Origin of the sequence: Microbacterium sp. F2E (genome assembly GCF_020905435.1) — a bacterium.
Classification (GTDB): Bacteria; Actinomycetota; Actinomycetes; order Actinomycetales; family Microbacteriaceae; genus Microbacterium; species Microbacterium lacticum.
In genome coordinates this window covers 1-19,287 of sequence record NZ_JAJJIB010000006.1, presented here as the reverse complement: position 1 = coordinate 19,287, position 19,287 = coordinate 1, and the positions used below count along the sequence as shown (strand labels likewise).

21 protein-coding genes and 1 pseudogene are annotated in these 19,287 nt (G+C 66.8%); 10 read left to right on the top strand and 12 right to left on the bottom strand.

Annotation, left to right across the window (positions count from 1 at the left end; genetic code table 11):
• Positions 1-105: 105 nt before the first annotated feature.
• Both leuS and LOK55_RS06310 read right to left on the bottom strand, forming a co-directional pair.
• Positions 106-2,703, bottom strand: a complete 2,598-nt coding sequence (gene leuS, locus LOK55_RS06315) for a leucine--tRNA ligase (RefSeq protein WP_229934698.1) — start codon at positions 2,701-2,703, stop codon at positions 106-108.
• Between the two features lie 63 nt (positions 2,704-2,766).
• Positions 2,767-4,116, bottom strand: a complete 1,350-nt coding sequence (locus LOK55_RS06310; protein ID WP_229934697.1) for an anthranilate synthase component I family protein — start codon at positions 4,114-4,116, stop codon at positions 2,767-2,769.
• 37 nt (positions 4,117-4,153) lie between these two features.
• Here LOK55_RS06310 and LOK55_RS06305 point away from each other — a divergent pair, with 37 nt between their 5' ends.
• Genes LOK55_RS06305 through LOK55_RS06295 form a run of 3 tightly spaced genes read left to right on the top strand, consistent with a single transcriptional unit; the run spans position 4,154 to position 6,610 of the window.
• Positions 4,154-4,828, top strand: a complete 675-nt coding sequence (locus LOK55_RS06305) for a DedA family protein (protein ID WP_229934696.1) — start codon at positions 4,154-4,156, stop codon at positions 4,826-4,828.
• A gap of 4 nt (positions 4,829-4,832) precedes the next feature.
• Entirely contained in the window at positions 4,833-5,867 is a 1,035-nt protein-coding gene (locus LOK55_RS06300; protein ID WP_229934695.1) for an App1 family protein, read from the top strand.
• Between the two features lie 32 nt (positions 5,868-5,899).
• Positions 5,900-6,610, top strand: a complete 711-nt coding sequence (locus tag LOK55_RS06295; RefSeq protein WP_229934694.1) for an SOS response-associated peptidase — start codon at positions 5,900-5,902, stop codon at positions 6,608-6,610.
• Between the two features lie 9 nt (positions 6,611-6,619).
• Here LOK55_RS06295 and LOK55_RS06290 read toward each other — a convergent pair whose 3' ends face one another.
• Positions 6,620-7,036, bottom strand: a complete 417-nt coding sequence (locus tag LOK55_RS06290; protein WP_308066644.1) for a PTS glucose transporter subunit IIA — start codon at positions 7,034-7,036, stop codon at positions 6,620-6,622.
• A 167-nt stretch (positions 7,037-7,203) separates the two neighbouring features.
• Here LOK55_RS06290 and LOK55_RS06285 point away from each other — a divergent pair, with 167 nt between their 5' ends.
• Positions 7,204-8,307, top strand: coding sequence for a magnesium and cobalt transport protein CorA (locus LOK55_RS06285; protein ID WP_141379535.1), 1,104 nt, complete (start codon positions 7,204-7,206; stop codon positions 8,305-8,307).
• Here the strand turns inward: LOK55_RS06285 and LOK55_RS06280 are convergent.
• Positions 8,285-8,824 (bottom strand): TIGR02391 family protein, encoded by a 540-nt coding sequence (locus LOK55_RS06280; protein WP_229934693.1) that lies wholly within the window; start codon positions 8,822-8,824, stop codon positions 8,285-8,287. The two genes, LOK55_RS06285 and LOK55_RS06280, sit on opposite strands and share 23 nt — an antisense overlap.
• Before the next feature lie 163 nt (positions 8,825-8,987).
• Here LOK55_RS06280 and LOK55_RS14045 point away from each other — a divergent pair.
• The 3 genes and pseudogenes from LOK55_RS14045 to LOK55_RS06265 all read left to right on the top strand — a co-directional run.
• Positions 8,988-9,284: pseudogene (locus tag LOK55_RS14045) on the top strand (zinc ribbon domain-containing protein); the annotation flags it as partial.
• Between the two features lie 18 nt (positions 9,285-9,302).
• A complete protein-coding gene (locus LOK55_RS06270) occupies positions 9,303-9,749 on the top strand; it encodes a hypothetical protein (RefSeq protein WP_229934692.1) in 447 nt (148 codons plus the stop codon).
• The gene (locus LOK55_RS06265; protein WP_229934691.1) at positions 9,750-10,184 is read left to right on the top strand and encodes a hypothetical protein; all 435 of its coding nucleotides are present in this window, start codon (positions 9,750-9,752) and stop codon (positions 10,182-10,184) included. It abuts the gene before it with no gap.
• Positions 10,185-10,676: 492 nt separating this feature from the next.
• On the opposite strand, the gene LOK55_RS06260 is transcribed toward LOK55_RS06265, so the two are convergent.
• The 8 genes from LOK55_RS06260 to LOK55_RS06225 form a co-directional block, all read right to left on the bottom strand.
• Positions 10,677-11,348: a trans-aconitate 2-methyltransferase gene (locus LOK55_RS06260; RefSeq protein WP_196323960.1), complete on the bottom strand. Its 672-nt coding sequence runs from the start codon at positions 11,346-11,348 to the stop codon at positions 10,677-10,679.
• A 134-nt stretch (positions 11,349-11,482) separates the two neighbouring features.
• Positions 11,483-12,010, bottom strand: coding sequence for a CPBP family intramembrane glutamic endopeptidase (locus LOK55_RS06255; RefSeq protein ID WP_196323961.1), 528 nt, complete (start codon positions 12,008-12,010; stop codon positions 11,483-11,485).
• Positions 12,011-12,120: 110 nt separating this feature from the next.
• On the bottom strand, positions 12,121-12,942 hold the full coding sequence (locus LOK55_RS06250; RefSeq protein WP_196323962.1) for a SagB/ThcOx family dehydrogenase: 822 nt from the start codon (positions 12,940-12,942) through the stop codon (positions 12,121-12,123).
• 14 nt (positions 12,943-12,956) lie between these two features.
• Entirely contained in the window at positions 12,957-14,303 is a 1,347-nt protein-coding gene (locus LOK55_RS06245; RefSeq protein ID WP_229934690.1) for a YcaO-like family protein, read from the bottom strand.
• Positions 14,300-15,298 carry a TOMM precursor leader peptide-binding protein gene (locus LOK55_RS06240; protein ID WP_196323966.1) on the bottom strand — a complete coding sequence of 333 codons (999 nt, stop codon included), beginning with the start codon at positions 15,296-15,298 and terminating at the stop codon, positions 14,300-14,302. Before LOK55_RS06240 ends, LOK55_RS06245 begins: the two co-directional genes overlap by 4 nt.
• Positions 15,299-15,301: 3 nt before the next feature.
• On the bottom strand, positions 15,302-16,021 hold the full coding sequence (locus LOK55_RS06235) for a hypothetical protein (protein ID WP_196323967.1): 720 nt from the start codon (positions 16,019-16,021) through the stop codon (positions 15,302-15,304).
• Positions 16,022-16,031: 10 nt separating this feature from the next.
• Entirely contained in the window at positions 16,032-16,820 is a 789-nt protein-coding gene (locus tag LOK55_RS06230) for an ABC transporter permease (RefSeq protein WP_196323968.1), read from the bottom strand.
• Entirely contained in the window at positions 16,817-17,701 is an 885-nt protein-coding gene (locus tag LOK55_RS06225; RefSeq protein ID WP_196323969.1) for an ABC transporter ATP-binding protein, read from the bottom strand. Before LOK55_RS06225 ends, LOK55_RS06230 begins: the two co-directional genes overlap by 4 nt.
• 218 nt (positions 17,702-17,919) lie before the next feature.
• Here LOK55_RS06225 and LOK55_RS14400 point away from each other — a divergent pair, with 218 nt between their 5' ends.
• The 3 genes from LOK55_RS14400 (at position 17,920) to LOK55_RS06210 (ending at position 19,216) form a co-directional block, all read left to right on the top strand.
• The gene (locus LOK55_RS14400; protein ID WP_196323970.1) at positions 17,920-18,054 is read left to right on the top strand and encodes a plantazolicin family TOMM peptide; all 135 of its coding nucleotides are present in this window, start codon (positions 17,920-17,922) and stop codon (positions 18,052-18,054) included.
• A gap of 144 nt (positions 18,055-18,198) precedes the next feature.
• Positions 18,199-18,855, top strand: a complete 657-nt coding sequence (locus LOK55_RS06215; RefSeq protein WP_196323971.1) for a hypothetical protein — start codon at positions 18,199-18,201, stop codon at positions 18,853-18,855.
• The gene (locus LOK55_RS06210) at positions 18,848-19,216 is read left to right on the top strand and encodes a transcriptional regulator (RefSeq protein ID WP_229934689.1); all 369 of its coding nucleotides are present in this window, start codon (positions 18,848-18,850) and stop codon (positions 19,214-19,216) included. Before LOK55_RS06215 ends, LOK55_RS06210 begins: the two co-directional genes overlap by 8 nt.
• Positions 19,217-19,287 lie beyond the last annotated feature (71 nt).

Here is a 19,287-nt window from a genome sequence, read left to right as displayed (position 1 = left end):
AATCGGCCGTCGGTGGAGGAGGCGATGACGCGAGGCATCCCGCACCACCACCGACGCCACAGGGCGCACCCGACGGGCGCGCCCTGTGGCGTCGACGATGACGAACTACGCGGTGGTGAAGCTCACGACCTTCGGCGCGCGGACGACGGCGCGCGCGATCTCACGACCGGCGAGCGAGCGCACGATCTTCTCATCGGCGCGCGCGAGCGCCTCGAGGTCGTCGGCCGAAATGCGGGCGGGCACGGTCAGCGTGCCGCGCACCTTGCCGTCGATCTGCACGACCGCGGTCACCGAGTCCTCCACGAGGAGCGTCGGGTCGGCCTGCCGCCAGGTCGCGAGCCCGACGAACGGCTCGTACCCGAGCATCTCCCACATCTCCTCCGCGGTGTGCGGGGCGAACAGGTCGAGGATCATCGCGATCGCCTCGGCCGCCTCGCGGACCGCCGGGTCGCCGGGGCCGGCGGCGCCGTCGATCGCCTTGCGGGTCGCGTTGACGAGCTCCATCAGGCGCGCGACGACGACGTTGAACTTCGTCTGCTCGATGAGCGCCGGAGCATCCGCCCACAGCCGGTGCGTGACGCGGCGGAGGCTCTCGTCGCCGTCGGCCCATACGACCTCCGGGGCGCTCGTCACATCGTGCGCGATCCGCCAGGCGCGGGCGAGGAACTTCTGGGCGCCGGTCGTCGAGACGTCCTCCCAGTTGATGTCGTCCTCGACGGGGCCGGCGAAGGCGATCGCGGTGCGCACGGCATCGGCGCCCGGGTCGACCATGCTCGGGGCGAACTCGACCAGGTTTCCCTTGCTCTTCGACATCTTCGAGCCGTCGAGCAGCACCATGCCCTGGTTGACGAGGCTCGAGAACGGCTCGGTGAACTCGATCATGCCCATGTCGAAGAGCACCTTGGTGATGAAGCGCGCGTACAGCAGGTGCAGGATCGCGTGCTCGACGCCGCCGATGTACGAGTCGACCGGCGCCCAGCGGTCGGCCTCGGCGGGCGAGAACGGCTGGGTCTGGTCGCCCGGGTTCAGGAACCGCAGGAAGTACCACGAGCTGTCGACGAACGTGTCCATCGTGTCGGCGTCGCGGAGGGCGGGCTCGCCCGTCTCGGGGTCGACGGTGTGGATCCAGTCGGTCGCTCCGCCGAGCGGCGAGGTGCCCTTGGGCTTCAGGTCGAGCTTCCGCGCGTCGGGCAGCTCGAGCGGCAGCTGCTCGTCGGGCACCGGCACGACGCGACCGTCGGAGGTGTGGATCATCGGGATGGGCGTGCCCCAGAACCGCTGCCGCGAGATCAGCCAGTCGCGCAGGCGATACGACTTGGCGGCGCGACCGGTGCCGGATGCCTCGAGCCGCTCGATCATTCGCGTGATGGCGTTGCGCTTGCTGAGCCCGTCGAGCGGGCCGGAGTTGATCAGGCGCCCGTCGTCGGTGAGCGCGACGCCGGTGACGGCGGGGTCGAGCGATTCGAGGCCGGGCTCGTCGGCGCCCGGGTCGATCGGCACGCCCTCATCGTCCAGTTCGATGACGGGGATGGCGCCGGTGACCGGCGCCGTCGTGTCGACGACGATCTTCACGGGCAGATCGAACGCCCGCGCGAAGTCGAGGTCGCGCTGGTCGTGGGCGGGCACGGCCATCACGGCGCCGTGGCCGTAGTCGGCCAGCACGTAGTCGGCGGCCCAGATGGGCAGCCGCTCCCCGTTCACCGGGTTGATCGCGTAGCGGCCGAGGAAGACACCGGTCTTCGGCCGGTCGGTCGACTGGCGCTCGATGTCGGTCTGCTTCTGCACCTCGTCGAGGTAGGCCTGGAAGCGCATACGCACGTCGGCGTCCGCTCCCGCGGCCAGTTCGGCGGCGAGGTCGCTGTCGGGGGCGACGACGAAGAACGTCGCGCCGTACAGCGTGTCGGGGCGCGTGGAGAAGACCGTGATCTTCTCGGCGCGGCCCTCGATCTCGAAGTCGATGTCGGCGCCGACCGAGCGGCCGATCCAGTTCCGCTGCATGCGGATGACCTTCTGCGGCCAGAACCCCTCGAGCTGGTTCAGGTCGTCGAGCAGGCGGTCGGCGTAGTCGGTGATCTTGAAGTACCACTGCGTGAGCTTCTTCTTCACCACGACGGTGCCGCAGCGCTCGCAGCGGCCGTCGACGACCTGCTCATTGGCGAGCACGGTCTGGTCGTGCGGGCACCAGTTGACCGGGCTCTCCTTGCGGTAGGCCAGGCCCCGCTCGTAAAGGCGCTGGAACAGCCACTGGTTCCAGCGGTAGTACTCCGGGTCGGAGGTGTGCAGCACCCGGCTCCAGTCGTACGACGAGCCGAATTCGCGGAAGCTCTTCTTGTGCTGCTCGATGTTGCGGTACGTCCACTCGCGCGGATCGCTGCCCGCCCCGCCCTTGATCGCGGCGTTCTCGGCGGGGAGGCCGAACGAGTCCCAGCCGATCGGGTTGAGCACGTTGTAGCCGCGGTGCCGCCAGAAGCGCGCCACGACGTCGAGGTAGGCGTAGTTCTCCGCGTGCCCCATGTGCAGGTCGCCCGACGGGTACGGGAACATGCCGAGCACGTACTTGCGCGGGCGGGTGTCGCTCTCGCCGCCGGCGCGGAACGGGTCGGCGTCCTTCCAGCGGTCCTGCCACTTCTGCTGGATGGCGTGCGGGTCGTAGCCACCGCCGGGCGCGGCGTCGACGGAGATCGAGGCGGGGTTGGAGGACACAGGTCACCTATTCGTGAAGTTCGGGTACGCGCGCACGCGTCCTTCCAGGTTACCGGACCCGCCTCACCACCCCGCCGGAAGAGTCGCACCGAGCGCGCGGAGCGGTCCGCGCGCCTTGACGACGACCTCGGCGACCTCGTCACCCGCCTCGGACAGCCACGTGATCCCGCCGCCCGCGCCGACGTCGGCGCCGTCCGGGTGCACGACGATCGAGCGGATCGTCATCGCGAGATCGAGGGCGCCGTCGGCGCAGACCCGCCCGAAGCATCCCGCGAACACGCCGCGCGGGGTCCGCTCGAGGCCGTGCAGGATGCTCATCGCCGAGAGCTTCGGCGCGCCCGTCATGCTCCCGGCGGGGAAGGTCGCCTCGAGCAGCTCCCCGAGGGTCGTGCCGGCGCGGAGGCGTCCGGCGACGGTGCTGACCAGCTGATGCACGGCGGGGTACGACTCGACGGCGAGGAGGCGCTCGGCGGCGACCGTGCCGGGGTGGCACACCCGCTGCAGATCGTTGCGCATGAGGTCGACGATCATCACGTTCTCCGCGCGCTCCTTCGGGCTCTCGACGAGCTCCCGGGCCGCGGCGGCGTCCTCGGCCGGGTCGGCGGAGCGCGGCCTCGTCCCCTTGATGGGCTTGGTGCGCACGACGCCGTCCGCGACGTGCAGGAACTGTTCCGGGCTCGCGCTCAGCAGCGCGTGCCCGCCGGAGCGCACCCAGCCGCCGTGGTGCGAGGGCAGCGCACGGCGGAGCCGCAGGTAGGTCTCGACGTCGTCGACCGGCGCGGCTCCCGCCGACACCGAGAACCGCGTCGTGAGGCAGAGCTGGTACGCCTCGCCCGCGCGGATCGCAGCGCGGCAGCGTGCGATCAGCGCGGCGTACTCCGCCGGGGTGTGCCGGGCGGTGGCGTGCCGGGGCGAGTGCGAGGACGCGCCCCGGTGGCCGCGCTCCGCGCCGGAGGGGGCAGGATGCCGCGCCGCACCGCGCTCTCGCCAGCTCGCCACGTCGGCGGCGAACGCATCGATCACCGCCGCCGGGGCGACGAGCCACGCCTCGCGAGCGGCGTGATCGAACGCGACGAGCCGTTCCGCGAGAAGAGCGACCTCCTCCGGCGGCTCCGCCTCGAACGCCGCCGGAGCGCCGGCGGCACGGGCGCCCGCGTCGTAGCCGATCCATCCCACCCATCCCCCGGCGAAGCCGCCGGGCACCGCCGGTGCCGGGGCGCCCGCCGCACCGCCGACGATCAGGTCTCGCGGGAACGTCCCCACCGCCGAACCGACCCCGAGCCAGCTCCAGCCCGACGTGGCATCCGGCCCCGCATCGAGCCAGAACGCGTGCTCGGCCGCCGCTGGGCCGCCGAGAAAGAGCACCTCCGGGTCGACCCACGCGAGACGCTGGGCGACGGGGCGGGCGGACACCCTCTCAGGTTAGAGCGCCGCACCGTAGGCTTGAACGGTGAACGACGTCCTGACGTGGTTGCTCGAAGCCGTGCAGAGCGTCGATCCGGTGTTGCGCACCATCCTCGCCGGTGTGGCCATCATGCTCGAGACGAGCGTGCTCGTGGGCCTCATCGTGCCCGGCGACACCGTCGTGCTCGTCGCAGCGACCGCGGTCGGCTCGGTCGCCGAGGGCGTCATCCTGGCGCTCGTCGTGATCGTGGGCGCACTGATCGGCGAGAGCATCGGCTTCTGGCTGGGCCGCTGGCTGGGGCCGCGCATCCGGTTCTCGCGACTCGGCCAGCGCCTCGGCGAAGACAACTGGACGCGCGCCGAGCTCTACCTGCGCCGCCGCGGCGGCCCCGCGATCTTCCTCTCCCGGTTTCTGCCGGTGCTGCACTCCCTCGTGCCGCTCACCGTCGGGATGAGCGGATTCTCCTATCGCCGCTTCATGGCGTGGACGACGCCCGCGTGCACCGTCTGGGCGATCGCGTACGTCGGGGTCGGCGCGGCGGCCGCGGGCACGTATCGGGAGCTCTCCGATCGGCTGCACTACGCGGGCTACCTGTTCGTGGGCATCCTCGTCGCGTTCCTCCTCGCCGCCTACGTCGTCAAGCGCCTCATCTCGCGCGGCGAAGCGCGTCACATGCGCAGCCGCGACGGCGACGAGCCGCCGTCGCCCGTGGGAGACTGAGACGATGTCTGCCGAACCCGCACCCCGCACCAAGGTGCTGTGGATCGCACGCCTCGAGTACCGCTTCCACGCGTGGCGCGAGCGTCGGGCGCGCGCCCGGGGCAACCGCGCCAGCATCGCCGCCTACCCCGGGTACGGCAGCGAGGAGTGGGTGCGCGTGCTCGGCCGCGTGCTGATCGTGCCTCCGCTGCCGACGAAGTACCGCGGTGAATACGCGAACGTGCGGGGCTGGCGCTCCTTCGCCGCGGTGCCGGTTGGCTACGCCCAGGTCACCGTGACGATCGACGGCGTGAGCCACGAGGTCGTCGCCGACCGCGGCGGCGTCATCGACACCGTGCTGCCGGCGCGCCTGGCACCCGGCTGGCAGCCGATCACGATGAGCGTCGAGGGCTCGGAGCCGGTCGAGACGCGCGTGTTCATCGTCGGTGCGGATGTCCGTTTCGGCGTCGTCTCCGACGTCGACGACACCGTGATGGTCACGGCGCTCCCCCGCCCGCTCGTCGCGGCGTGGAACTCGTTCGTGCTCGACGAGCGCGCGCGTCAGCCCGTGCCCGGCATGGCGGTGCTGCTCGAACGGCTCGTGCGCGACCACCCCGGTTCGCCGGTGATCTACCTCTCCACCGGCGCGTGGAACGTGGCGCCGACGCTGCAGCGGTTCCTGCGCCGGCACCTCTACCCGCAGGGGGCGCTCCTGCTCACCGACTGGGGGCCGACGCACGACCGCTGGTTCCGCAGCGGCCGCGAGCACAAAGAGGACAACCTGCGACGGCTCGTGCGCGAGTTCCCGCAGGTGAAGTGGATGCTGATCGGTGACGACGGCCAGCACGACGACGACCTGTACACGGCGTTCACGAGCGAGTTCCCCGATCACGTCACCGCCGTCGCGATCCGGCGCCTGTCCCCCGCCGAGGCCGTGCTCGCCGGCGGTCGCACCGCCGTCAACGACCACTCCGCCGCGTCGGTGCCGTGGGTGTCGGAGTCGGACGGCGCGGAGTTGCTCGACCGGCTGACCGAAGCGGGTGTCATCGACGGCGACTGAGCCGTGTCGGCGGCCGCGCGTAGGCTGGCTGCATGTGCGGACGTTTCGTCGTGGCCGCGAGCGACTCAGAGCTCGTCGGTGTCCTCCGAATCGACCTCGAGGGCGATGATCTGCCCGCGCCGTCGTTCAACGTGGCCCCGACCGACCGCGTCGCGATCGTGCTCGACTCGGCCAAGACCGAGCCCCCGACGCGGCGGCTCGAGGCGGCGCGGTGGGGCCTCGTGCCCGCGTGGGCGAAGGACCCCTCGATCGGTTCCCGAGCGTTCAACGCGCGCGCCGAAGAGGTGGAGGACAAGCCGATGTTCCGGCAGGCCCTCATCAAGCGACGCGCCGTGATCCCGGCATCCGGCTACTACGAGTGGCACACCGAGGACGGCGTGAAGACGCCCTACTACATCCACCCCGCCGACGACTCGCCGCTGCTGTTCGCGGGACTCTACGAGTGGTGGAAGGATGCTTCGAAGCCCGACGACGATCCGCATCGCTGGCTGCTGAGCTTCACGATCATGACCCGCGGGTCGACCGGCGCCCTCGGCTCGGTGCACGACCGCATGCCGCTGTTCGTCGACGCCGACTACGCCGACGTGTGGCTCGACCCGACGACCGACAACGTCGGCGACCTGCTCGACGCGACGATCGACGCGGCCCCCGCGCTCGTCGACGGCCTGGCGATGCGCGAGGTCGGGCCCGCGGTCGGCAACGTACGCAACAACGGGCCGGAGCTCATCGCCCCGGCCCGTTGAGGGTGCGGCTCAGGAGAACGCGACCGTCGCGTTCTCGTCGTTCAGCACGATCACCGGAGTGATCGGCGAGAGGCCGGCGGCGCGGATCTTCGCCGGATCGAACCGGATGAGCGGCGTGCCCGCCTCGACGTGGTCGCCGGTCTTCACGAGCGTCTCGAAGCCGTCGCCCTCCATCCCGACGGTGTCGATGCCGATGTGGATCAGCAGCTCGGTGCCGGCGGCGGGCGCCACCACGGTGTCCCCGGCGGGATCGATCGCGAGCCCCGGGCCCATCGTCCCCTGTGCGAATATCGCGTCGGGCACGTCGGCCAGCGCGACGACCGTGCCCGCGACCGGCTGGCGGAGGATCGCGGCGACCGGCAGCACCGCGACCGGCAGCATGCGCGATCTGCCCAGGCGTTGGAAGAACTTCGTTCTCGACTCCATCCGAGGAACGGGGAACGCACGGGACAGCCGTTCCCTCCGACGGTATCGAGAATCCGCCGTCACATACAGCCTTTTCCCAGGAATGTGGGCACCCCGTATCTTCGCCGTCGTGGGGCGGTAGCGTACGGGTGCTGTCCTGCAGCGAGCGGAGCGAGAGGATCACCGACATGGGCAACCCACCGCGCGACGAATCGGCGGCGCGCCGCAGCAACGTCTTCCGGCGCCGGCCGGCGGTCGGATCGGCGCCCGACGCACCGGCGACGCGACGGACGCGCTATGTCGAACGCGGCCACCTCGTCCGGGCACCCCGAGAGACGAGCGTCGCCGACGCGGAGGCGTTCGTCGAGGGAGCCCAGGGACGCACCGCGCTGCTGCTGTACCCCCGCCCCTCCCCGGAGGACGTGGATGAGCTCGCCGCCGCGTGGCACCTGCATCCTCTTCTCGTGGAAGACCTGCACCACGCCGGCCAGCGACCGAAGCTCGAACGCTACGGCGACACGCTCTTCCTCGTGGTGCGCTCGGCCTGGTACGTCGACGCGGCCGAAGACGTCGACTTCGCCGAGTTCCACATCCTGGTTCGGCCCCACGCCGTGGCCGTGTTCTGTCAGGACGGCCGGTGGATCGACGGTCACGACGCCGACGACGCGTCGGGGGCCGCCGACCGGGGCGATCAGACGCTGCTCGACGACGAGCAGCTGCTCGACCACGGTCCCGAGGCGATCGTCTACCGCCTGCTCGACGCGATCGTCGACGGATACGTCCCGGTGCTGCGCGGGCTGGAGATCGACAAGGAGCAGATCGAGCGGCAGGTGTTCAGCGGGGATGCGGGCGTCACCGAGCGCATCTATCGGCTCAGTCAGGAGGTGATCGACCTCCGTCAGGCCACGGCGGGACTCACCGAGGTGCTGCGTCTGCTGCGTCAGGGTTTCGAGCGGTACGGCATCCCCGCTCCCCTGCAGACCTACCTGCAAGACGTCGCCGACCACCTCAGCCGCGTCGACACGCAGGTCGTCGAGCTGCGGGAGTCGCTGACGCAGATCCTCACCGTCAACGGGACGCTCGTCGCGCAGCGGCAGAACGAGGACATGAAGAAGATCTCGGGCTGGGCGGCGATCCTCTTCGCGCCCACGCTCATCGGCGCGATCTACGGCATGAACTTCGAGAACATGCCCGAACTGAGCTGGACCTTCGGCTACCCCCTCGCGATCGGCGCCATGGTCGCGTTCGCGCTCGTGCTCTACCTCATCTTCAAACGCCAGAAGTGGATGTGAGCGGGCCGCTCAGGCCGCGGCGGTCTCGCTCGGCGCCGGCTCGTGCTCGTCGGTCGCCCGCCCGATCGAGCAGTCGCGCGAGATAACTGTAGGCGGCGAGGCGTTCCATCGCTTCTTGCTCTGACAGCTCAGTGCGCGTATGCGTCGTCACGTTGCGGACCGTCAGGTTCAGGCCGGTGGCCAGCAAATTGAGTGCCTTCGCGAGCGGTTCGAGACCGCCGCGCATGCTCCTCACCGTCTTGTCGTCCAACGCTCCTGGCCAGGTGAGTTTCGGTTTGCCTGGTTCCTGCGCACCGGGTGAGAGCGTCTGCTGCCAGAAGACCGTGTCATCGACATGGTTCCGGCCGAGCCGTTCCTTCCAGTGGACTGTGAGGCCTTCGGCTGCCTCGCGGACTGCCACTCGGTACTGGTGCGTAGTCCAGTGTGCGGAAGCGCCGGACCAGACCACAGGATGGAGCTGCGCGGGGGCGAAAGTCGGCAAGTCAGAGTCGGTGCGGGACTCTGCGTCCACGATCATCGCGTCCAGTCTGCCCTTGACGTTGGCGGTCGTCGTGCGAATGTCCCGAGGTGCAATCGGAGCCTTTGGTGCAGACATGAACGACCAGTTGGAGATCGGGTCTATCGCTCCGATGCCCGCGATCGCAATGTAGGCGCCAGTTACCGAAACCGCGCTCCGGGAACTGGAGCGTCAGCCAGCTCCACGACGAACTCACCTCCCGCGGACTGCGCAGCCTGCCCACGCCGAAGAGGCCGGCGAAGCCCTTGGCCGTGTCCACCATCCATCGCCTCCTGACCAACCCGTACTACAAGGGCGATGTCAGTGCGCCGTCGAGGCGACCCAAGTCCACGGCCGCTACCTCAAAGGCACTATCCACTGCGGCCAGTGCGGTTCGCGGCTCATCGTCTCCAACGCGAAGAACCGCCACGGCAACGTGCACTGCTACTTCGTCTGCTCCGGCCGACACTCCAAGCGGACCGACTGCACGCGCCAGGCGATGCTCATCGAGGATGTCGAGAAGCTCGTCGAGGACTACTACTCTCGCGTGCAGATCACGCCGGCTCAGCAGGACGCACTCGCGGGGATGCTCCACCACGAGTTCGACCGGCTCATGGCCGCCGAAACCGAGGAATTGGAACGCCTCACCACCAGCCGCGACCGGCTCGAAAGCGAGCAGGACCGGCTCATGCAGGCGCACTACGCCGACGCGATCCCGCTGACCGTGCTCAAGCGCGAGCAGGACCGCATCGTCGCCGAACTCGACAAGGTGACCCGACATATCGACGCGCACTTCGGCGACTACGCCGACGCTCGCGCCCACCTCGATGACGCGCTCGGCCTGCTCGCCAACTGCGCTGACATCTACGCCCGTTGCGACGACACCAACCGGCGGCCGTGCAACCAGGCGTTCTTCACGAAGGTCTTCATCGACGAGGACAACTAGTTGCGCGTCGAGCACAACCGGCCCTTCGAAATGCTCCTCGATCCGCAGGTCAACGCTAACGCGCTGACCTGGGCCGCAGACATGAACAAGGCCCGAACCTCTGCCAACGCTTCCATTGGCAAGGGTTCGAGCCTTGTGCGTGCGGTGGGCGCAATGGAGCGTTGCGGGAACAGACGACCACGGGTTCAGAAGCTCGTTTCCGCGTGGAATCAAGGGTTGCAGCGCGACAGCGACGCGGTAGGCGCGGCCGACGACGCTCTGATCGGTGTGTCGGCGGAACCAAAGAAACGACCTCGAACACGGCTCACGGAAAGCGAAGTGAACGCTATGCGAACAGCCCGCGCGAACGGCGTCAGCGTGCTCACGCTGGCGAAGCAGTACGGCATTCACCGGGGCACGGTCTGGGCCAAGACCCGAAGACAGCGGGGGAGTTGAACTCTTGCCCCACCCGAACAGGCACTCGCCCCAGGAGTCAGAAACCCCCATGAAATCAACTGTGAGTCTTGATTCGGCTGGTCTGGGATCGGCTGGCATGTGACCTGTGGATAACTCCACCGCGATGCCCCGACCGGGCCAGATGCGCAGGGTTGACTGCAAGCCTGCGAACCGAACGCGTTGCAACGAGGAGGCGAGCCAGAAGTCCGGCGGCCTCCGGTTCCGCACGACCTCGATCGATCGCGCGGTCGAAGCCGTTGAGCAGTGCATACGGCACGCCGTAGAGGAGTCGTGGACCGTCTGCGAGGTCTGGGGCGAACACGGTACGCGCACGATGTCGTCCACACAGTGCGAGATGCACTCGGTTGATCAGGCTCGCAGCGCCCCTGGTGTGATCGTCCGCGCACCGGGCGCGCCGCGGCAGTAGTGGTAACTGCGCTTATCCTTGCCTGGACCGCTCGCTGCGAGAACGAGTAGCAACCGTTGTCAGGGTCACGATTCGGGCCAGACCCAAGCGTGGAGCGGCCTCAGCGGTGCTCCGTTGTGCCGTTGCTGCCTCGATACCCCTCTCAGCGCCTTCTGGAAGGTGGGGCTGTTGAGCAGTGCGATCTGCTCGATGCTTCCGAAGGGGAAACCTGCGAGCCCGTCCGCCGCGACATGGGTGTGCAGCTTCCGTTCTGTGAGCGCAGAAGCCGCCGAGAGCAGCTGTTGGAGTTCATTCGGAAGGTAGGCGGCGCGATACTGATCGACCAGATAGCTTCGCTCGGCATGAGTGCGTGCTGCATCGAAAGCGTTCGGTTCATCGGCCCGGTTGACGTCGACGATGTAGAGCACGGACTCGGGTGGCATGACATCCATGATCGCTGTCAGTCCTTGTGCCGGCTCGGGCCAGAGCCCGAGGCAGAGATGGATGAGGGCGATCTCGGGTGGGTCGATCAGGTCCGCTGTCAGCGCCCCTGCGTCGATGTTGTGGAGCGTCGCCTGGGGATTCCGGCGGCGGGCAGCGGAGATGGCTTCGGCCGCGGGATCGATTCCCGACATGCGGAGCTCGGGGTCGAGGTGCTGCGCGTAGGCAAGGCCTTCTCCGCTGCCGCACCCGACGTCGAGGAGAGTCTTCGGAGCGCGTCCATGCAGATGAACGAAGAGGGAATGCAGTGCGGTCACCGCGAGGGCGCGGAGGTGGCCGGTCTCTCTTTCATCGAACGCCGTGCTGACTGCGCGCTTATCGGAGTCGGTGAACCAGGATTGGGCGCGAAGGGCGTTGTCAGCGCGATGCTCTGTCGCGCTTGTCGCGCAATCTACCATGTGGTCTCGCTCCTGACTGGGCGTATGCGGCTCTCTCGTGGTCTGGGCTGAACCAAGGCGATGATGAGGTTGTGCGCGAGGTGGAATCCGATGGCCGCGCCAATCCCGAGGAAGACGGTAAGGGCTACGGTGAGTGACGCGAATATGAGGAAGTACGGAATCGATCGTGCGCCGTGAAGTCCGAGATGAAGAGCCGCGAAACCTGCGATGCTGAGAACGATCCCGACCCAAGAGGAAGCGCCGAACCCGTCGTGGATCAGGCGGATGACCGTGAGCCGCCAGATGATCTCTTCCCCGGCGGCACTGAGTGCAAGAAGGGTCAGGGAGATGCTTCCGGGCCTCGGGCGTCTGATCGTCGGGGTCTTGCCGTACGAGCGCCAAAGAGCGAGAGGCGCCAAGACGCCGAGCAGCAGTCCGCACAGGGTTCCGAACGTGAGAATCTGACCGGTCGGGAAGAGGCCGAGTCTGAAGAGCGCGAATGCGCACGCTGTTGCGCCGATGAGGGTGAGGAGGTCGTACACGTTCTCCGAGCTGACGCGTCGTCGAACCCGCGCGGATCGTCCGACGACGTAGGCGAGCGTTGGAGCTGCGAGATGCAGGCTGATGCCCGCGGCGGCGGTGATAGACGCAGCTACGATTGGTCCCACGTGCCCATCACGTAGGTGTAGAGCGGAGCATCGTCGACGCCGTTCTGCAGTCCAATGATGCCTGACAACTCGTCGTCCACGAATCCACCGTAGGGGCGGCCCGCGAGTCCGAGCGCGGCTGTGCTGAGAGCCATGTTTTGGACGACATGCCCGGCCTCGATGAGGATGAAACGGGAGGACCGTGGCCCATACTTGAATCGCGAGCGCCAGAAGCTGGCCGCGACGATGATGGTCACGGCCGCTCCGGCGACGGCCTCCTCTTGGAGTAACGTGCTGCCGAGGTCTTCTTCGTCGAAGTCTCCGATCCTCGTGAGCCCGTCACGGCGGGCGTCGAAATACCATGCTCCGTGTTCGAGCCCTTCGACGCGGCAGGACAGGACATACAGGTCCAACGGGTAGAGGGCCCCTCCCGACGGAACGGGCCGGCGGATGCCTTCAGCGCGCCGCACTTCACCGTAGCTGTTCGCGAGCACGGTAGCGAGCTGTTCGAGGGTTACGGGGTCTCCGGAGAAGCGTTCGGCGCTCCTGCGCCGTGAGAGAGTCTCGTTGAGCGACATCTCGCAGGAGAGCGGAGCCGGTAACTTCAGCAGCGGGAGGTCGTCGAACTTCTTGCCGGCCCGCGTGGCGATCTCCTGGAGGATCGGTGATCGCAGCAGGCGGGACACCCCCGGTGCATCCCAGGCCATGGAAGGCCGATAGATCTTCGTGACCTCGAACCAGTTCTCCGTCGGGTCGTCGTATCGGAGGACTTCGTTGCCATAGACGACATCGACGAGATTGGTTGCATGACGTTCAAGCTCTGGCATGGGGACCTCTTTGCTTAGGGGAATGGGTGGGGAGCCGCGTTGAGCTCATTGATTTCGCGGGGCCGAGGCACGAGACCAAGCTCGTGTGGAAGCTGTCGAAGCCTGGAGCCGCCGAGGAAGCGGGCGTTGTAGGCGACATCGATGGGGCGCAGCCCAGGTATAACGGCCTTGACCACGGCTGCTCCTGCCTGCCGGATGTCCGGGCTCGTCACGTCGAACGTCAGCACGCGGTGCCCGAGTTCAGTCAGTCGATCCACAAGCGCGCTCCAGAGCCCTTGGGGGCCCTCGTCAGGGAAGCATCGGTGATCGTCGACATCGGTGGTCTCGGTGCTCGAGGTCAGGAAGTCGGCTTCAGCGACGAGCGGAGTGCCCGCGTAGAGTCGGATATGGTCCTCGAACGACTTCACGCTCTCGGAGTAATTGGTGCCGAGGATGGCTCGGCCTTCTCGCTGTTCGGTCTTCATCCAGGTTCTGGTGTACATCGCTTCTGTGACGGCCTTTTCAGCGGCGCGTTCGATGTTCGCCGCCGAAGCAGCACCGAGCGCGAAGGGCGCAAGGTCGGAATGACGGCTGCGAATGACCGCCAGGATTGTCGGAATTCCGGTGTAGACCGTCATGTCGACCAAGTAAGGGTCGAGATAGGTCGGAGACACATACCGCCTGATGTAGGCGTGTACCCGATCGCTGGACTCTATGCGAAGCAATGGCAACGACAGGCGGTTGTACCAGGTGAGCATGAACGCGTCTCGTTCGACGACCTCGAACAGCCCCGACAGCGCGGCCTCCACAGGGGTGAGGCCGCAAGCGAGCCCGTTGCTGGTCGCGTATCCGATGGGCTCTTCGCCGCGCCAAGGACCTGCCATGTGGATGAGCTGTGCGGGCGTCCAGACCGTCTCCCCAGAGATCGCATCGGTGCCGTTGCGCCACCAAAGCGACATATCGTCGCTCCATCGTGAGTACGGGAAGTGCGGCTCGGAGTACTGACAGTTCGCGAACAGCTCCCAGTCTTCGGCGCCGATCAGGTCCTTGCCTTCTGAACGGAGCGCGGCAGCTGTTCCTTCTGCGACCTTGGGCGAGTCGATGGGAGGATAGGAGGCGCTGTAGCGTTCAACGGTCTCTCCGATCGCGGCCAGCTCGGCAGAGATCGGGTCGGGCGAGCCACCGCCGTTGTACGTGTTGGAGGGGACCCCGAACACGACGCCGCTGTCGGTGCCGTGCGCACCGACAGAATGACCCCAGATGTCGTCGACGTCGCGCAGCTTTCGGTACTCGCGTCGAGCGATCCCCACGATTGGGTCGGCAAGCGGGCTGAGGACCTCCCAGCTTCGGGCAGTGGTGCTCCAGGTGTCGATGGCCTTCATGCGTGCGCCTCGTCTTGATGGAACCACACCTGCGGGAAGCCCGTGTCTGCTGCGGGTGAGCAATCGCGGCACCGGGGCACTCGGTATACACGGCGCGTGTCCATCGACACGCCACGGTCGTTTGCGGTGACGGTCGTGAGCCCGCCCGGCATGCAGCTCGGCGCGTAGTCGCGAAGCGTGATGTACTCGAAGGCGAAGTTGGTGACGATGCCCGCCTGGATGATGTCGATCGGCGTGAGGGCGGTATGCGAGACGACCGGTTCCAAGGGCCGGATGTTCTGGAGCGCCGGTCGCATCACGTCGTCGGAGAAGTTGGCGGACCGACGCGTGTTGAAGCACGTCAGGCAAGCTGACTGGTGGGGAACCACGAAGGGGCCGATCCAGGCGGTATCGCCGTCGTATGGCACGACGGGGAGCCAAGGGGTGCGCTCTTCCAGGGCGAGGCTGTTCGATGTCGTTAGGAGTCCATCCAGGTGCGTCGAGCTGATTACGAGTCGCAGTGCAGGCGGTTGACCCGCGCCGTCCTCCTCGACAGTGCGGACGGAGAGCCCTTGTTGGCGCATGAGACTGGTGATCAGCTCGGCGAGCTTGTTCGTAGGGCTGGCACAGACCTGGATCCAGTCCGATCGGAGCCTTCTGTCGATCCGGCTCTGTTCGATCTGCTCTCCCGTCCGTAGCGACGCCAGAGCCACCTGCACGTTCATCGGCTCCGTGGACGTGACTAGCATTTTGGCCTGGACGAGCATCTCCAGGACCGGGAGGAGGTCTTCGGCAGGGCTTCCGGTCCGTTGGGAAAGCTCGGCGAGGGTGACCTGATCGACTTTGCTCAACGCGTGCACAAGCGATGCGACGAAAGGCAGCACGTCGTCGCCGTCGATCTTGATGACGGACGGTCCGTAGATGGAGACGACGGCGTCCTCCAACTCTCCGAGTGACACGGTCGGATTCAGCCGGAAGTAGCGCGTCGGGTGGTCCGGCCGCGTCTGTATGGTCATATCTTAGGTCTCCTTTGGTCGCATCGGTTCCGGCACGAGCCGGGGAGATCTCGGGACGCGCCCGAGGATGTCGGTCAGCACACTCGTGGTCGGCGGCAGCCTGGGGTCGGACACAGCAGCCTGGTACCAGACAAGCCACGCTCCGACCTCGTCCGGCACCCCGTTCCTGCGGAGACTCCTCCACACGGATTCGGGGGTTTCGCAGTCAAGCGTGATCGGCACTTCGAAGACATCGGAGAACTCAGCGCGAAGCCGTTCCATCGGCACTCGCTGCGGGCCCGTGATGTCGAACGCCCGTCCGCCACGCTCCTGGATGGCGACTGGATTAAGACGCCGGACGGCTTCGACCAGATCCCCGGTGTGAACCCAAGCGGTGCCGTCTGGGTGGAAGGCGGTGAGTAGCACCCCGGTAGCCGTAGCCCAGCCCCAGTACATCTCGAGGGAGCGGTCGAGTGGGGCGGTGCGGAACACCGCCGCGGATCGCAGGTGCCCAAGCAGCCGGTGCTCCAGTTCACCCATCTCGTCGGTGAGATCATGTCGGCGCACTGACAGAATGACCGTGGCAGCATCCGGTGCCGCGCGCTCCTCGATCTGGTCGAAGCTGGGCGCGTCGATTCCCACGATGTCGACGACCTGCTTTGAGACGTGCCCGGTTCGGCCGTCTGGTCCTCCGAAAGCCTTGACCAGAGGCGGCCGGGCGCCGATGTAGGCGATTGCGGTCATCGTCGAGCTCCTATGCGGGCAGGCGGTACTCGCGGTCGGTATCGCGCCTGACCAGCAAGATGGTCGCCAGGAAGGCAACGGCCGTCCACACTGCCCAGCCGACGAGACCGGCGATCGGAACGCCGTCGCCAAGGTCTGCCGCCCAGGTCACGACCTCCAGCGCGGAACGTGACGGCAGCGCCAGGGAGATGACGTTGAGCCAATCCGGGAAGATCATGGGAGGAAGGAACAGGCCTCCCCCGAAGGCCAAGAGGAGCATGAGCACTTGGGCCAGCGCGACCGCGGCCTTCGAACCGGTGGAGTATCCGATGACCATGCCGATGAGCATGAAGGGGATCGAGGTCAGGATGAGCGCGAGGATCGCGCCGATGGCCGGCAGCGCCGACAATCTGGCTTCAGTGGTGAACGCGGCCAAGAGGGCCAGCGGGACCACGGAACCCAGAGCGAGGACGCCTGAGGAGATCAGGTACGAGACGATCCGCGCGGTCTCCGTTGCCGGAAGCGATCGGGTGTACGAGCCCCAGGGGCGCTCTCGGGCTTGGGCGACCTCGACGGCGAAGTGGAACAGAGAGTTCGCGAGGATCCCAAAGATCGCCAACGCGAGGACGGCTTGCGTGGCGCTGTCTGGATTCGTGGCGACCTGCCTTTGGGGGATGACGAAGAAGAGTAGGCCCATGCACGGCGCAGCGAGGGTCATCAGGATACTGATCGGGATCCTGACGGCTTCCGTGAGCTGGAACCTGGCCTGAACGAATGAGAGCGTCAGCGTGCTCTTCAGGGGTCGAATGGTGTCCGTCATCTTGTCTCCGTCAGGTTTCGAATGATGTTCTCCAGCGAATCCCGGTTCACCTCGACCCGGTCGAGAGTGCCGAACCGCCGGCGCAGCTCTCCCAAGGTCCGATCGACGTTGGTGGTCTCGATCTCGAAAGAGCCCTTGCGGGAGTTCTGCACCACTCCGCTCTCCAACCACGAAAGATCTTCGGGCATATCCGCCTGCACGGTTATCGTGACGGCTCGGCTGTTCTCACGGATGTCGTTGACCGATCCGTCGGAGACGATGCGCCCCTGGTGCAAGACGACGATGCGCTCGGAGAGCTGCTCAATGTCTTCCATGTAATGCGAGGTAGTGATGACGCTCGTGCCACTGCTGGTCTTGGCCCGGATGATCTGCCACAGACGTTCGCGGGCTTCGGAGTCCAATCCGGTCGTCGGCTCGTCCAGGAGGACAAGGCGAGGATTGCCCGCGAAGGCCAGACAGGCTCCGACGAGGCGCTTCTGGCCGCCGGAGAGGCCGCCGACCTGCTTGCGTGCGAGTGCTCCGAGATCGAAGTCGCGGATGAGCTCGCCCGCGGGGGCGGGGGCGTGGTAATGCGCTCTCACGTACGTGATGACCTCGTCGACGCGCGCAGTGTCAGGCAGGCTCAGAGCCTGTGGCGCGACACCCAACTCCGTGCGGAAGCGCGCCTTGGTCGGAGGGCCGCCGAACAGCGTGACCTTGCCGTTGCTGGGGCGACGCAGCCCTTGGATGATGCTGAGAAGCGTTGTCTTGCCTGCACCGTTGCGCCCTACGAGACCGATGGACTCGCCGGCGCGAACGCGCAACGAGACATCGTCCAGAACCGTGGTGGCTCCGTATGCCTTCGAAACTAGCGCGCAGTCAACGAGAGTCGAGGAAGTCATACCCTCGACTCTACCCAGCTACCGTGCAGAACCGGAAGCCCTGCACTGCCAGTAACCTTGTGCTGCAAGCTCCGGCCATCACTCTGTCGTCTGTGATGCACTGCTAGCACCTTGTGTTGCAAAGTGCCCGGCTTGACAGGACAGTCTGACGTGGTGATACTTCGCTTCAGGGGTTCGTCCGGTCTCCTATCCGCATCGATCAGAGAGTGAGGTTCGCAATGGAAATCGAGAAGGTTCCTGCTGCGGCGTCCATGACAGTCACGTTCTTCGGAGAGGGCCAGCATCTCTTCGAGCCGATGGCAGCACGCTGCACCACCACCACGATCATCTCCAGCTCCTCGTCCTGCTGGTAAGTTCGATCGCAGAAAACGGGGCTTTGGGCGACTCCGACCGGGGCCTCCCAAAGCCCCGTCGAGCGTGCGAGAGGAGCTCCATGCGGTCGAGGTACTGCGCGCGCATGTCGCAAAGCCCCGTCGAGCGTGCGAGAGGAGGCTACGGTGATCGACGGACAGTCGGCGGAGACGTCGTCGGTGTTGCGTCGCGCTGCTGAGGTCGAGAGGCGTGCACGCGAGGCCGTCTCCGTCAACGAACCTCTGCTCTTTGTTGTCTGGGGTGCTGTCTACCTTCTTGGGTATGGGTCGCTCTACGTCAATGTGCGTTGGGCCGACGGCAGCCCACCCGTCGTCGGCTTCGTCCTCTTTGGGGCGATGGCCGCTTTCGGGTTCCTCGTTACCTTCGCTGAGATGCGGAAGCGGTTCCGTGGTTTGCGCGGTGGCACGTACGAGACGGTGGGAAGGATGATCGCGCTGTGGGCGGTCCTCGTCGTCGCCTGGATCGCCCTGTTGGCCCTGGCCGTCACACAGTATAGGGATCGGGAGAACGCGATGTCGGAGATCGGCGCGGTCTCAGGGGCGACGGCGACGTTGCTCATCGGGGTAATGTATCTGTTGATTGCCCGCAACTTCCCCGCGTGGCAGACCGGGCTGGGTCTTGCTCTCGTATCCGTCGGGGCCGGAGGGCTTGTCGTCCCGCCAGAGCACTCGTCTCTTTTCGTCGCCGTCGGCGCAGGAGCGAGCTTCTTTTCCGCAGCGACATACAGTGCCTTTCGTCGACGCCTCGATCGCGCCGGTTCGGGGGCTCGTGGCCATGCCTGAACTCGCGGTGAACGAGGTCCTTCACGCACCGGTGCGGCTCAACATCATGGCCGCCCTGGCGAGCATTGGGCCGGGCGACAGGATTTCGTACACCCGGCTCCAGGAGATCCTCGAAGTGACCTCCGGCAACCTCACCTCACATCTTCGCAAACTGGAGGAGGCCGGATACATCCATCAAGACAAGCGGTTCGTGAAACGCGCACCTGTAACGGAGGTTCGTCCGTCCAAGCGCGGCCTTCGTGAGTTCGATACGTACATTGAGCAGTTGCGGGGCTTCTTGGACGGCATCGATGAGTCCAGGACGCAGGCAACGGATTATGCTCACGAGGCAACGGCAGGGCGTGTCAAGACTTTTGTGTAAGCGGCTTGGTGTCGGTTTGATTACAGGTGGGGTTCGATGCGGTCGGGGTAGGCGAGGGCGAGCTGTTCGAG